Raw genomic sequence first — 14,206 nt, forward strand, 5'->3', positions numbered from 1 at the left:
GTGCTGCAGACCGGACCCCCGCGGCTCCTACGCCAGAATTTCGGCCAGGAACGCGGCCGTGTGGCTCTCCTTTGACTTGGCAAGCTGCTCCGGCGTGCCGGACGCTACGATCCGCCCGCCGCCGGAACCGCCGTCGGGACCGAGGTCCACGATCCAGTCCGCGCTCTTGATGACGTCCAGGTTGTGTTCGATGGTGATCACGGTGTTGCCCTTGTCCACCAGGCCCTGCAGCACCATCAGCAGCTTGCGGATGTCCTCGAAGTGCAGTCCCGTGGTCGGTTCATCAAGCACGTAGACGCTGCGCCCGTTCGAGCGCTTCTGGAGCTCGGCGGCAAGCTTGACGCGCTGGGCTTCGCCGCCGGACAGCGTGGTGGCGGGCTGGCCCAGGCGGACGTACCCGAGGCCGACGTCCACTAGCGTGTTCAGGTGGCGGGCGATCGGCGAGAATGCTGCGAAGAACTCTGCACCCTCCTCGATGGGCATGTTCAGCACGTCCGCGATGGTCTTGCCCTTGTAGTGCACCTCGAGGGTCTCGCGGTTGTACCGCGCGCCGTGGCACACCTCGCAGGGGACATAGACGTCGGGCAGGAAGTTCATCTCGATCTTCAGCGTGCCGTCACCGGAACAAGCCTCACACCGCCCGCCCTTGACGTTGAAGGAGAAGCGGCCCGGCAGATAACCGCGGACCTTGGCCTCGGTGGTCTCCGCGAAAAGCTTGCGGATGTTGTCGAACACTCCGGTGTAGGTGGCCGGGTTGGAGCGAGGCGTGCGTCCGATCGGGCTCTGGTCCACATGGACCACCTTGTCCAGGTGCTCGAGCCCCTGGACCGTGCGGTGCCGCCCCGCCACCTGCTTGGCGCCGTTGAGCTTGTTGGCCAGGACCTTGTACAGGATCTCGTTGACCAGGGTCGACTTGCCGGAGCCGCTGACCCCGGTCACCGCCGTGAACAGCCCAAGCGGGAAGGCGGCGTCGACGTTGATGAGATTATTTTCGCGTGCGCCGACGACTTTAAGCTCACGCTTCTTGTCGTATTTGCGGCGCTTTTTGGGGATCTCGATCTTCTTGCGGCCCGACAGGTAGTCACCCGTGAGCGATTCCGTGTTCTCGAGGAGGGCCTTGTAGGAACCGGAATGGACCACCTGGCCGCCGTGCTCCCCGGCCCCCGGCCCGATGTCCACGATCCAGTCGGCTTCGTGGATGGTGTCTTCGTCGTGCTCGACAACAATGAGCGTGTTGCCCATGTCCCGCAACCGGGTGAGGGTCTCGATGAGCCGGCGGTTGTCCCGCTGGTGCAGGCCGATGGAGGGCTCATCGAGGACGTAGAGGACGCCCACGAGGCCGGAACCGATCTGGGTGGCGAGCCGGATGCGCTGCGCCTCACCGCCGGACAGGGTGGCCGACGGGCGCTCCAGGTTCAGGTATTCCAGGCCGACGTCCAGAAGGAACGTCAGACGGGCCTGGATTTCCTTGAGGACCTGGTGGGCGATCTGCGCCTCGCGTCCGGTCAGCACAAGGTTGTTGAGGAACTCGGCACAGTCCCGCATGGGCAGCGCCGCGACCTCCGCGATCGACTTGCCGTTGATGAGGACCGACAGCGACGCCGGGTTCAGGCGTGCCCCGTTGCAGGCGGGGCAGGGTACCTGCCGCATGTATTCCTCGTAGCGGTCGCGGGCCCAGTCGGAATCGGTTTCGCCGTGCTTGCGGTGGACATACTGGATGGCACCCTCGAAGCCGGTGCTGTACTTGCGCTCCCGGCCAAACCTGTTGCGGTACTGGACCACGACCTTGTGGTCTTTGCCGTGGAGGACGGTCTGGCGGACGTCGTCCGTCAGCTCTTCCCACGGCGTGACCATGGAGAAGCCAAGTTCCTTGGCCAGTCCGTCGAGGAGCCGGTTCCAGTATTCCGTGGTGGCTGTGCCGAGCGACCACGGGGCGATGGCACCTTCAGCCAGCGAGAGCTCCGGATTGGGGACGATGAGTTCCTCGTCAACCTCGAGCTTGGTGCCAATGCCGCTGCAGGCGGAGCAGGCGCCGAAGGGGTTGTTGAACGAGAACGACCTCGGTTCGATTTCATCGATGGCCAGCGGATGTTCATTGGGGCAGGCAAGGTTCTCGGAGAACGCACGCAGGCGGCCGGGATCATCGGCGTCCAGGTCCACGAATTCGGCCAGCACGCGCCCTTCGGCAAGGCCGAGGGCCGTTTCGATGGAGTCCGTCAGACGCTGGCTGATGCCTTCCTTGACCACCAGCCGGTCCACCACCACCTCGATGGTGTGCTTGAACTGCTTGCCAAGCTTGGGGGGCTCGCTGAGCTGGATGAGTTCGCCGTCCACCCGGGCGCGCGAGTAGCCCTTCGCGGTCAGCTCCTTGAAGAGGTCCACGAATTCACCCTTGCGGCCGCGCACCACGGGCGCGAGGATCTGGAAGCGTGTTCCGTCCTCGAGTTCCAGCAGCTGGTCCACAATCTGCTGCGGTGTCTGCTTGATGACCGGCTCGCCGCAGACAGGGCAGTACGGGCGGCCCACGCGTGCCCACAGGAGGCGCATGTAGTCGTAGATTTCCGTGATGGTGCCGACCGTTGAGCGCGGGTTCTTGCTCGTGGACTTCTGGTCGATCGAGACCGCCGGCGAGAGGCCTTCAATGAAGTCGACGTCGGGCTTGTCCACCTGGCCCAGGAACTGCCGGGCATAGGCCGAGAGGGACTCGACGTAGCGGCGCTGGCCCTCGGCGAAGATGGTGTCAAAGGCGAGGGACGACTTGCCCGACCCGGACAGTCCGGTGAAGACGATCATGGCGTCGCGGGGAAGATCGAGGTCGACGTTGCGCAGGTTGTGTTCGCGCGCGCCCTTGACGACCAGACGGGAGAGATCCGGGCGCGCCGGTTTGGGGTGGTTCAGCGGCACGACGGCGGAGTGGGCATCAAGGGCTGTTTCTTCAGCTACGGCTTTAGGCACGGACTAATGCTAATCGAAAACTTCTTCGAATATCCATGCGGCTCCGCTATCCTGCGTCGTAGGCCGCCGCCAGCAGGTGGACAGCCTCGGCGAACGTGGCGCCTTGGGATTTGGCTGCGGCGGCATATTCCGCGGCGGCCTCCGACAACACGCCCCACCGTTCGTCGCGGGCGCACACCACGGTGCCGTTCCTGCCCTTGGTGGCCACCACCCCGGCAGCCTCGAGCTCCTTGTAGGCCCTGGCGACCGTGTGCGGGGCCACGCCGAGGACCCCGGCCAGGTTCCTGACGGCGGGCAGCCGGGTTCCGGGGGCAATCTTTCCCTGGTCGGCCTGTTCGATGATGTGCAGCCGCAGCTGCTCGTAGAGCGCCACGGAGCTGCCGTGGTTGGGCTTCCACTGCCCCGGGAAGGCGTCCCCGGGGCTCACAGGCCCGGCTCTTCCACGTCAACACCGCGGAACTGGGCGTTGTAGAGGCGCCGGTAGTGTCCGTCCACGGACAGCAGGCTGCGGTGGGTTCCCTGTTCAACGATGCGTCCGTGATCCATGACCAAGATTAGATCAGCGTCACGCACTGTGGACAAACGGTGGGCAATAACGAAGCTGGTCCTGCCCTGCCGGAGCCTGCTCATCGCCAGCCTGATCTGCACTTCCGTCCTGGTGTCCACGGAGCTCGTGGCTTCGTCCAGGATCAGGACGCTGCGGCCCGCGAGCTGCGCACGGGCGATGCTGATGAGCTGCCGCTGCCCCTGGCTCAGGGAGTCGCCGTCGTTTCCCAGCACGGTGAAATATCCGGCCGGCAGGGAACGGACAAAGTGGTCAACGTGGGTGGCCTCGGCCGCGGACACAATCTCGTCGTCGCTGGCCCCCGGCGCGCCGTACTCGATGTTCTCGCTGATGGTGCCGCTGAACAGCCAGACATCCTGCAGCACCACGCCGAAGTTGGAGCGCAGCGAATCCAGCGGCACGGAGGCGATGTCCGTGCCGTCAATGGTGATGCGGCCCGAATCCAGCTCGTAGAAGCGCATGAGCAGATTCACCACGGTGGTCTTGCCGGCTCCCGTGTGTCCCACGATGGCGACGGTTTCGCCCGGACGGACCGAGAAGGACAGCCCGCTGACCGCCTCGACCTCCGGAGTGTAGCCAAACGTCACGTCCTCGAACTCTATCCGGCCGCGGAGGTCCTGCGGCCGGAGCTGCGCCGGATCCTCTCGCGGGATCTCGGCTGCGTCCAGCAGGGAAAACACGCGTTCCGCCGAGGCAGCGCAGGACTGCATCAGCGTCAGCATCCCGCCGATCTGGCCCATGGGCTGCGTGAACAGCCTGCTGAACTGGATGAACGCCTGGATGCCGCCAATGGTCATGGCCCCCGCCGCCACCTGGAGGGCCCCCACCACCGCGACGGCCACGTAGTTGAGGTTTGCCACGAACACCATGAGCGGCTGGACGGCCCCGGACACATACTGGGCGCGTTCGCTGGTGCGGGCCAGCCGGTCATTGCTGCGCCCGAAGATTGCGGCCGCCTCTTCCTGCTGTCCAAAGGCCTTGATCACTTCATGGCCGGTGACGAATTCCTCGATGTGCGCGTTGAGATCGCCGGTGGACGCCCACTGGGCCGTGAAGTAGACCTGCGACTGGCGTGCGATCCACACCGTGATGAGGGTGGAGACCGGAACCGACAGGAGGGCGATGGCAGCGAGCAGCGGGGAGATCCAGAGCATCATGGCCAGCGAGCCGCACAGCATCAGTACGGACATGATGAGCTGTGTCAGCAGCTGGTTGAGGGCCTGCGAGATGTTGTCGACGTCGTTGGTGGCCCGGCTGAGCACATCCCCCCTGGTCTGCTCCTGGAAATGCGCCGACGGCAGCCGGTGGAGCTTTTCCTCGACGGCGGAGCGGAGCCCGAACACCAGCCGCTGCACCGCGGTGGCGGTCAGGGCTCCCTGAATCCAGTTGAAGAGTGACGTGCCGAGGTACATGAGCGCCACCACCAGCAGCAGCCCTGCCAGCCGTCCCTCGTCGAACGTGCCGCCCACCAGTGGCTCGACGACGACGTCCGTTGCGTCGCCCAGAAGTTTGGGTGCCGCCACGTTCAGCGCCGCGAATCCACATGTGGAGGCAACGGCTATGACCATCCGGCCCCGGACAGGGCGCAGCAGCCCGACCAGTCGCTTGGCCGCCGGAAGGAAGGTGCCCCCTTTTCTCTCGGCGAGGTGCGCACCCCTCATGGCTGCTCGTCCAAAGCCAGCTGCAGCTCGGCAATCTCCCGGTAGGCCGGCGAGGTGCTGAGAAGCTCCGCATGGGTACCCCGGGCCACCAGCCGGCCGTCGTTCAGGACGAGGATCTGGCTGGCGTGCATGATGGTGGGGATCCGCTCGGCGACGATGATCACGGTGGCCGCCTCCAGGGCAGGCACCAGGGCATACCGGACGGCAGCCTCGGTGGCGTAGTCCAGCGCCGAGAAACTGTCATCGAACAGGAAGAGCTCCGCCTTCCGCAGCGCCGCGCGGGCAATGCACAGCCGCTGCCGCTGGCCGCCGGACAGTCCCGCCCCGCCCTGGACGACGGCGGCATACAGCCCGCCCGGGAGGCTGCTGACAAAGTCGTCCGCCTGCGCCATCCGCAGCACCCGCCACAGGTCGTCGTCCGTGGCGTCGGGTGCCGCCATCCTGAGGTTCCCGGCGACGGTGCCCGAAAAAAGGTAGGAGTTCTGCGGCACAACGGCCATCCGGGCCCGCAGGTGGTCGGCGGCCACGTCCCGGACGTCCCGTCCGCCAAACCGCACCTCTCCGTCCGTGGCTTCCAGGAACCGGGGCAGGAGGTTCAGCAGCGTGGTTTTGCCGCTGCCGGTCGCGCCGATGATGGCCGTGGTGGTGCCGGGGCGGGCGGTGAAGGAGATGTCGGCCAGCACGGCCGACTCGGCCCCCGGATAGGCGAAGGAGACGCGACGGAATTCCACGGTTCCCTGGGGCACGGTTCCGCCGGCGGCGTGTCCGCCGAATCGGCTCCCGGTGCCGACGTTCCCGACAGCCGGAGAGTGCGGTGATGGCGGGCCTGCGGCGGCGGCGTGCCGCCCCGCATGCCCGCGGACGGGAGGCGACGGAACGACGTCGAGCACTTCCTGGATGCGTTCGGCGCAGACGGCCGCGCGGGGTGCGGTCATGAACACATACATCGCCATCATGATGGCGAGCAGGATCTGCAGGATGTAGGCGATGAAGGCGGTAAGGGCGCCCACCTGCATCTGGCCGCTTTGAATGAGGTGGCCGCCGAACCAGACCACAGCCACCGAGGACAGGTTCACCACAATCATGATGATGGGAAGCATGCCTGCCACCAGGAGCGCCGACTGGAGATTGTTGCCGGTCAGCTTTCGGTTGGCCTCGGCGAAGCGGGATGCCTCGTGCCGCTGCCTGACGAACGCCCTGATGACGTTGGCCCCAATGATCTGTTCACGCAGAATCCTGGTGATGCCGTCGATCAGGGCCTGGCCTTGCCGGTACAGCGGAATGAGGCGGCGGACTATGACGTACATGATGAGCACCAGGAGCGGAACAATGGCAATGACGACGCCGGCCAGGGTGGCGTCCTGCTGGATCGCCAGGACGATTCCTCCGATGCCCATGACGGGGGCAGCGGCCAGCATGGTGAAGACCAGCACCGCGAAGGTCTGGATCTGCTGGACATCATTCGTGGCCCGGGTCACGAGGCTCGGGGCGCCAAAGGAGCCGACTTCCTGGGACGACATGTCCTGGACCCTGCCGAACAGCTCCCGCCTCAGCCGGTGCCCGATCCTCATGGCCACAACGGCGCCAAGGTAGCCGGCACCCAGGGCGGCGCCGGCCTGGACGGCGGTCAGGGCCATCATCCAGCCGCCGAGGCGGATGATCACGTCAGGCTGGCGTGCGAGGATGCCGTCGTCAATGATGCTGGCGTTCAGCGTGGGGAGCAGCAGGTTCCCGGCCGTCTGCACCACCTGCAGCACAATGATGGTCCAGACTGCGGCCCGGTGCTCTCCGAGGAGTCGGATCATCAGGCCAAAAAGCACCGCACCTCCTCCATCGATAGGACCGACCCGGAGCCTTCTTGACCGCCCCCATAGCCGCTCCGTCATTGTAAGCCACATCACATCGATCCGGAGGTGGCTCAGGTGTGGCTCGGGGTGTGGCGCGGGCCGCCGGACGGGCCCGCGCCTGTCTCTAATACACATCTAGATGTGTATAAGAGACAGGGCCCGCGCCGCCCGCCCGGCTACAAGGCCTGTCTCTTATACACATCTTCTCACAGCTTGCACGCCACTGCGAAGATCCGGCGGAACGGATAGACAGTCCCGTATCCGGACGCCGGGTAGGCCTCGGCGAGGCGCGCCGCGTATTCGGCTTCAAACGCCGCCGCGTCGCTTGGCGAAAGGGCATCCAGCACCGGCCGGAGGCCTGCGCCCCGCACCCATTCCAGGACGGCGTTTTCACCGGCAAGCACCTGCTGGTAGGTGGTCTCCCAGGCGTCGGCAGCGCATCCGGCGTCGAGCATGATCTCGAGGTAGCGGGCAGGGGCGGCCACGGCGTCATCGTGGCGCAGGCGGCCGCCGAGCTTGGCAGCCCAGGTGCCGGACTCCGCGAGCTCCCGCATCAGGACGTGGGACGCGGAGGTGAAGTTGCCCGGCACCTGCAGCGCGAACCACGCCCCCGGCGTCAGCTCCTTCAGCCACCGGGAGAGCATCTCCTGGTGCCCCGGGACCCACTGCAGCGCGGCGTTGCTGACAACGACGTCGGTCTCCGGGGACGGCGCCCACGTGGCGATGTCGCCGAGGCGGTATTCGAGTCCGGGCGCGGCCTCCGCGTATGCTGTGGCCTTGGCGAGCATGTCCGCGGAGGAGTCCAGGCCGATGACACGGGCGCCGGGCCAGCGCGCGGCGAGCGTGGCCGTCAGGTTGCCGGGGCCGCATCCCAAGTCAACGACCTCCCGCGGCGCGGCGGCCTCGATGCGGCCGGTCAGGTCAAAGAACGGGCGCTGACGATAGTCACCAAACTGGACGTATTTGGCGGGATCCCACTGCACATGGCCTCCGGTTGGTCGGAAAGGGTACCTTGGCGCGGCACGGGCGGCCGGCCCTGCGCCAAGGGCTCGGATATTGCGAGCCTAATGCGGCACCGGTCAGAACGCACGCGCCCGAGGCGCTGGCACTAAGCTGGAAAGCAATGAAACTCGTTGAACAGCTCCCCGCCCCGGCCGCACGGATCACCACGGGAACAGGCAACGACCCGGACACGCTGTACATGCGGTTCGTGGAGTGGACGGAAAGCCGGGGGCTTGCGCTCTATGCCGCCCAGGACGAAGCCATCATGGAACTCGCTTCCGGCGCCAACGTGATCCTGGCGACACCCACGGGTTCGGGCAAATCACTCGTGGCCATCGCCGCCCATTTCCAGGCCATGGCCCGCGGGGAACGGAGCTACTACACCGCGCCCATCAAGGCCCTGGTCTCGGAGAAATTCTTTGCCCTGTGCGATATCTTCGGCGCCGAGAACGTGGGGATGATCACCGGCGACTCCGGCGTGAACCAGGACGCGCCGATCATCTGCTGCACGGCGGAGATCCTCGCCAACATCGCGCTGCGCGAAGGAGCCGCGGCGGATCTCGGCGCGGTCATCATGGACGAATTCCACTTCTATTCCGATCCGCAGCGCGGCTGGGCGTGGCAGGTTCCGCTGCTGGAACTGCCCCAGGCCCAGTTCCTGCTGATGTCCGCGACGCTCGGAGACGTCAGCCGCTTCGAGGCGGGGATGACCGAACTCACCGGCCGGCCCACCACGACGGTCAGCTCCGCGGAACGGCCCATCCCGCTGCACTACTACTACCACCAGACCCCCGTGCACGAGACGCTCGAGGAGCTGCTGTCCACGAAACAGGTCCCGGTCTACGTGGTGCACTTCAGCCAGGCCGAAGCCATCGAGCGTGCCCAGACCCTGATGAGCATCAACGTCTGCAGCCGTGAGGAGAAGGACAAGATCGCCGAGCTGATCGCGAATTTCCGTTTCGCCGCCGGGTTCGGCAAGACGCTGAACCGCCTGGTCCGGCACGGGATCGGCGTTCACCACGCCGGCATGCTGCCGAAGTACCGCCGGCTCGTGGAGCAGCTCGCCCAGGCGGGCCTCCTGAAGGTCATTTGCGGCACTGACACCCTGGGCGTGGGAATCAACGTTCCCATCCGGACCGTCCTGCTCACCGCACTGAGCAAGTACGACGGCGTGCGCACCCGCCTGCTGAATTCCCGCGAATTCCATCAGATCGCCGGAAGGGCCGGCCGCGCCGGCTACGACACCGCGGGAACCGTGGTGGTCCAGGCACCCGACCATGTGGTGGAGAACGCCAAGGCGATGGCCAAGGCCACCGCCAAGTTCGGCGACGACCAGAAAAAACTGCGCCAGGTGGTCAAGAAGAGGCCGCCGGAGGGATTCGTCTCATGGGGAGAGCCCACGTACAACCGGCTTGTGGAGTCCGTCCCGGAGCCGCTCACATCAAGCTTCACGGTGACCCACGCGATGCTCATGAACCTGATGGAACGGCCCGGGGACCCCTTTGCCGCCGCCCGCCGCCTGCTCACCGAGAACCATGAACAGCGGTCTTCCCAGCTCCGGCTCATGAAGAAGGCGCTGTCCATCTACCGCGAGCTGCTTGCCGCCGAAGTGGTGGAACGCATCCCGGCTGCCGAGCAGGAACATGACGGGCGCACCGTGCGGCTCACCGTGCACCTGCAGGCGAACTTTGCCCTGAACCAGCCGCTCTCGCCGTTTGCCTTGGCCGCCCTGGAACTCCTGGACCCGGAGTCGCCGTCGTATGCCCTTGACGTGGTCTCGGTGATCGAAGCGACGCTGGAGAAGCCGCGGCAGATCCTCTCCGCCCAGCAGAAGAAGGCCCGGGGCGAAGCCATCGCCGCGATGAAGGCCGACGGCATCGAGTACGAGCAGCGCATGGCCATGCTTGACGAAGTCACCTACCCGCAGCCGCTGGGCGAAATCCTGGGCGAGGCCTTCGAGGTCTACCGCAAGGCAGCCCCGTGGGTGGGCGACTTCGAGCTGGCCCCGAAGTCGATCATCCGGGACATGTACGAACGGGCCATGAACTTCGGCGAATTCGTCCAGTTCTACGGCCTTGCCCGCTCCGAAGGCATCGTGCTGCGCTACCTCGCCGACGGCTTCAAGGCCCTGCGGCAGACCGTTCCGCAGGATGCCCTCCGCGAAGACCTCGAGGACCTCATCGCCTGGCTCGGCGAACTGGTGCGCCAGGTCGATTCCAGCCTGCTGGACGAGTGGGAGGAACTGACGTCCGGGGCCGCACCGACGCCGCACGACGCCCCGCCTCCCCCGCCGCCGTCGCTGACGTCGAACATCCGCGCCTTCCGCGTCATGGTTCGGAACGAGATGTTCCGGCGCGTGGAGCTCTTCGCGGACGAGGACGCCGCCGCGCTGGGCGGGCTCGACGGCGATGCCGGCTGGGACGCGGACCGCTGGGAGGACGTGCTCGATGACTACTTCGACGAACACGACGACATCGGCACCGGGCCCGACGCCCGCGGGCCGGGACTGCTGATGATCACCGAGGGCCCCGACGTGTGGAAGGTGCGCCAGATCTTTGAAGACCCCGCGGGCAACCACGACTGGGGCATCTCGGCCGAGGTTGACCTTGCCGCGTCGGACGAATCCGGCACCGCCGTGGTCCGGGTGACCGACGTCAACAGGCTCTGACCGACTGCCCCCTGCAGGCACCAGGCAGAGCCGTGAGGGGCGGAGACAGCTCTGCCCGGGAACGACCAAGTAAGCTCGGAGCATGAGCGTAATCCGTCCCGCAACTCCGTCCGACGTCCCGGCAATCCTGCAGATGATCCACGAACTGGCCATCTATGAAAAGGAGCCGGACGCCGTCCGGAACACGCCGGAAATGCTCACGGACGTGCTGTTCGGTGCGAACCCGCGGGTGTTCGCCACCATGGCCGAGAACAACGCCGGCGAGCTCCGGGGCTTCGCGCTGTGGTTCCTGAACTACTCGACGTGGGAAGGTGTCCACGGCATCTACCTGGAGGACCTCTACGTCACTCCGGACGCGCGCGGCGAGGGCCACGGAAAGGCGCTCCTGCAGCATCTGGCGGCGACCGCCGTCGAGCGCGGTTATGCCCGCGTTGAGTGGAGCGTACTGGACTGGAACGAGCCCTCGATCAATTTCTACCGGAAGCTGGGGGCGGTCCCGATGGAGGAATGGTCCACGTTCCGGCTCACCGGCCCCGAGCTGACCGCGTTCGGAACGCGCACTGAGGCGGGCGTCCGTGGCTGAGGCAGCCGTGGAAGCGGCCGTCCACACCGTCCGCGCCCGGCACGAGTTCCGGGGCATGCGCACGGCCGAGCACTACTTCACGGTCCCCCTGGACCACTTTGCGTCGCCGGACGCCCCCGAGGCCGGGGAAACCATCACGGTGTTCGCCCGGGAATACGTGTCCGCGGAGCACAGCGAAGCCGCCGCGGCAGCGCTGCCCTGGCTCCTATACCTGCAGGGCGGGCCCGGCGGCCGCGGCAACCGGTTCACCGCCCTGGGCGGCTGGAGCAAGGCCGCCGCGAAGGATTTCCGGATTCTCATGCTGGACCAGCGGGGCACGGGGCTGTCCTCCCCCGTCGACCGCAACACGCTGCCGGCGCGCGGGGACGCCGCCGCCCAGGCACGCTACCTCGAACACTTCCGGGCCGACTCGATCGTGGCCGACGCCGAGCTGATCCGCGAGGCGCTCGGCTCGGAGCCGTGGAGCATCTATGGCCAGAGCTACGGCGGATTCTGCGCCCTCACCTACCTGTCGTTCGCACCGGCCGGGCTCAGGGAAGTCCTGATCACCGGCGGACTGGCACCGCTCGACGGGCCCGCCGACAGGGTCTACCGGGAGACATTCAAGCGCGTGGCGTCCCGGAATGCCCAGTACTTCGGCTGGTATCCGGAGGACCGGGAGACAGTGAACCGGATCGCGGCCCACCTTCGCGGCACGGAAGAGTTCCTGCCCGGCGGCGAACGCCTCACGGTGGAAAGGTTCCAGATGGTCGGTTCCTACCTCGGCGGGAACACCCGGGTGGACGGGCTGCACAACCTGCTCGAGGACGCCTTCGTGGAAACCGCCCACGGCGCACGGCTGTCGGATGCATTCCTTGAACAGGTCCGCTCGCTCGTGTCGCGCGCCACCAACCCCCTCTACGCGCTGATGCACGAATCCATCTACGGCCAGGGCACGGCGACGGACTGGGCGGCCTGGCGGGTCCTGAAGGAGTTCCCCGAGTTCAGTCCCGAAGCCCCCGAGGTGCTGCTGACCGGCGAAATGGTCTACCCGTGGTACTTCGAGCAGGACACGGCGCTCCGCCCGCTCAAGGACGTGGCGGAACTGCTGGCGGCCAAGGCTGACTGGAAACCGCTCTATGATTCCGCCCAGCTTGCTGCCAATACCGTGCCGGCCGCCGCCGCCGTGTATCACGAGGACATCTACGTGGAGCACGGGCTATCCCTCGAGACCGCAGCGGCGGTGCGCGGGCTCCAGGCGTGGGAATCCAGCGACTTCCACCACGATGGCATTGCCGACGACGGCGAAGCGATCTTCGGCCGCCTCCTGGGCATGGTCCGGTCAGTCCGGGGCTGAGCCGCCGCGGCAGCTCCGGTCAGTCCCGGGCCTGTCTCTTATACACATCTAGATGTGTATAAGAGACAGACTACCACCAGACCCCCGTGCAGCGGGCCGGCTCTCGGCGGCGGGCTGGAGCCGCCCGGTAGCCAGGACGAAGACCGCGGCGGCCAGGACCGCAGCGCCGAGCACGCCGCCGGCCAGGTTGAGGCCCAGGTACCCGGCCCAGCTGAGGATCAGACCGGACACCGCCCCGCCCGGCCGCGCCGGCCGCGCCCATCAGCATGTCCGAGACGCCCTGGACCACCACGCGCTCCTCCTGGTCCACGCTTTCCGCCAGGAGGGTTGAGCCGGCAATGGTCGCAGCAGACCAGCCCACGCCGAGGAGCACCAGGCCGGCGGCTACGGCCCGGGCCGAACCCTGCCCGTAGCCGGCCACCAGGACGGCCGACACGATGGTGCCGAGACCCAGGGCGATGGTCTGCACCCTGCCCACCTTGTCCGTAAGCCAGCCAAGTGCCGGCGAGAGCGCAAACATTCCCGCAATGTGCAGCGAGATCGTGAAGCCGATGATGACGAGGGCATCGTTTCCCGCTGTGTGGCTGCCGTGGACGCCGCCGGGGCCCGCGACGAGTGCCTGCAGGTGGAGCGGCGTCATGGACATCACCCCCACCATCACCGCGTGGGCCCCGACGACGGCGGCCAGGGCCAGGATCGCGGCGGGCGCTTGCCGGACGGCGCGCAGGCCCCTGCTGAGTGAACTCCCGAGTGACCCGCCGGGCGGCGGAGGCCCTGCCAGCGGACCTGCTGCGGCGCCCGCGCCCGGCGCGCCGTATGCGGCGCTTCCGGCCGCCGCTGCCGGTGCCGCTGTCTGTCCCTGGGCCGCAAGCCGGCGGGCGAAGAGGAGCGGATCAGGGCGGAGCCCGACGATCAGCAGCGCCGTGGCCAGCAGCAGTCCCGCCGCCGAGATCACGAACGGCCCGGCAATGGGCGGGAGGCCTAGGGCCTGGCCCACCACGGCGCCGGGCTGGATCAGGTTGGGCCCGGCGACTGCGCCGATGGTGATGGCCCACACGACGGCGGACAGCGAACGGCCGCGGTGTGCGGGGTCGGCGAGGTCGACGGCGGCGAACCGGGCCTGCAGGTTGGCGGCCGTGCCTACGCCGATGCCTGCCGCGCCGACAGCCAGGAAAGCGAAGATCCCCGAAACCACGGACACCACGATCAGCACGGCGCCGGCGAGGGCTGCCGCGAGGCCCGTGGCCAGGCCCACGCGTCGGCCGCGGCGTTCGGCAAGCGCGTGTCTCTTATACACATCTAGCGCCGCCAGGGCGGCGGCGAGGGTCATCATGGTGGCAACCGAACCGGCCCACGATTCGGAACCGGTCAGATCGACGGCCAGCAGGGACCCGATGGAAACGGTGGCGCCGGTGCCGATTCCGCTAAGGAGCTGGGCGGATCCCAGGAGCGCCACGGTGCGCCGCTGCACCTGCCGCTGGTCCGGCTCCGCCCGGCTAGTGGTAGCCATCTTCCGAGCATAGTCCGCACTGGCCTCGGCAAACACGGGTTAAAACCGGACAACCCCGGCCACAAAAGTGACCGGGGTT

General features: G+C 67.3%; 10 protein-coding genes. 4 read left to right on the forward strand and 6 right to left on the reverse strand.

Annotated elements, in window-relative coordinates; all coding sequences use genetic code 11:
* Window positions 1-27 precede the first annotated feature (27 nt).
* The 4 genes from uvrA to B1A87_RS08175 are packed head-to-tail and all read right to left on the reverse strand — an operon-like array spanning window position 28 to window position 7,001.
* A complete protein-coding gene (uvrA, locus tag B1A87_RS08160; RefSeq protein WP_078029355.1) occupies window positions 28-2,955 on the reverse strand; it encodes an excinuclease ABC subunit UvrA in 2,928 nt (975 codons plus the stop codon).
* 46 nt (window positions 2,956-3,001) lie between these two features.
* On the reverse strand, window positions 3,002-3,382 hold the full coding sequence (locus tag B1A87_RS08165) for a GntR family transcriptional regulator (protein WP_078029354.1): 381 nt from the start codon (window positions 3,380-3,382) through the stop codon (window positions 3,002-3,004).
* On the reverse strand, window positions 3,379-5,181 hold the full coding sequence (locus tag B1A87_RS08170) for an ABC transporter ATP-binding protein (RefSeq protein WP_078029353.1): 1,803 nt from the start codon (window positions 5,179-5,181) through the stop codon (window positions 3,379-3,381). Before B1A87_RS08170 ends, B1A87_RS08165 begins: the two co-directional genes overlap by 4 nt.
* Window positions 5,178-7,001, reverse strand: a complete 1,824-nt coding sequence (locus tag B1A87_RS08175) for an ABC transporter ATP-binding protein (RefSeq protein ID WP_078029352.1) — start codon at window positions 6,999-7,001, stop codon at window positions 5,178-5,180. The genes B1A87_RS08170 and B1A87_RS08175 overlap by 4 nt, the downstream gene beginning before the upstream one ends.
* A gap of 102 nt (window positions 7,002-7,103) precedes the next feature.
* On the opposite strand from B1A87_RS08175, the gene B1A87_RS08180 reads away from it, so the two are divergent.
* Window positions 7,104-7,277, forward strand: a complete 174-nt coding sequence (locus tag B1A87_RS08180; protein WP_185982284.1) for a hypothetical protein — start codon at window positions 7,104-7,106, stop codon at window positions 7,275-7,277.
* Here the strand turns inward: B1A87_RS08180 and B1A87_RS08185 are convergent.
* Window positions 7,235-8,011 (reverse strand): trans-aconitate 2-methyltransferase, encoded by a 777-nt coding sequence (locus B1A87_RS08185; RefSeq protein ID WP_078029351.1) that lies wholly within the window; start codon window positions 8,009-8,011, stop codon window positions 7,235-7,237. The two genes, B1A87_RS08180 and B1A87_RS08185, sit on opposite strands and share 43 nt — an antisense overlap.
* A gap of 140 nt (window positions 8,012-8,151) precedes the next feature.
* Between B1A87_RS08185 and B1A87_RS08190 the strand changes: the two genes are divergently transcribed.
* The 3 genes from B1A87_RS08190 (at window position 8,152) to B1A87_RS08200 (ending at window position 12,617) form a co-directional block, all read left to right on the forward strand.
* Window positions 8,152-10,698, forward strand: coding sequence for an RNA helicase (locus B1A87_RS08190; protein WP_078029350.1), 2,547 nt, complete (start codon window positions 8,152-8,154; stop codon window positions 10,696-10,698).
* Window positions 10,699-10,780: 82 nt separating this feature from the next.
* Complete coding sequence (locus B1A87_RS08195; RefSeq protein WP_078029349.1) at window positions 10,781-11,281, forward strand: GNAT family N-acetyltransferase; 501 nt, start codon at window positions 10,781-10,783, stop codon at window positions 11,279-11,281.
* 55 nt (window positions 11,282-11,336) lie between these two features.
* Window positions 11,337-12,617 carry an alpha/beta fold hydrolase gene (locus B1A87_RS08200; RefSeq protein ID WP_078029585.1) on the forward strand — a complete coding sequence of 427 codons (1,281 nt, stop codon included), beginning with the start codon at window positions 11,337-11,339 and terminating at the stop codon, window positions 12,615-12,617.
* A 70-nt stretch (window positions 12,618-12,687) separates the two neighbouring features.
* On the opposite strand, the gene B1A87_RS08205 is transcribed toward B1A87_RS08200, so the two are convergent.
* A complete protein-coding gene (locus B1A87_RS08205) occupies window positions 12,688-14,127 on the reverse strand; it encodes an MFS transporter (RefSeq protein ID WP_313902462.1) in 1,440 nt (479 codons plus the stop codon).
* Between the last annotated feature and the right edge of the window lie 79 nt (window positions 14,128-14,206).

The organism is Arthrobacter sp. KBS0703 (genome assembly GCF_002008315.2).
Lineage (GTDB): Bacteria > Actinomycetota > Actinomycetes > Actinomycetales > Micrococcaceae > Arthrobacter.

Excerpts from the sequence above, each read along its gene's own strand:
- B1A87_RS08170 (WP_078029353.1), bottom strand. The coding sequence starts at position 5,181 with ATGAGGGGTGCGCACCTCGCCGAGAGAAAAGGGGGCACCTTCCTTCCG.
- B1A87_RS08190 (WP_078029350.1), top strand. The coding sequence starts at position 8,152 with ATGAAACTCGTTGAACAGCTCCCCGCCCCGGCCGCACGGATCACCACG.
- B1A87_RS08195 (WP_078029349.1), top strand. The coding sequence starts at position 10,781 with ATGAGCGTAATCCGTCCCGCAACTCCGTCCGACGTCCCGGCAATCCTG.
- B1A87_RS08200 (WP_078029585.1), top strand. The coding sequence starts at position 11,337 with ATGCGCACGGCCGAGCACTACTTCACGGTCCCCCTGGACCACTTTGCG.
- B1A87_RS08205 (WP_313902462.1), bottom strand. The coding sequence starts at position 14,127 with ATGGCTACCACTAGCCGGGCGGAGCCGGACCAGCGGCAGGTGCAGCGG.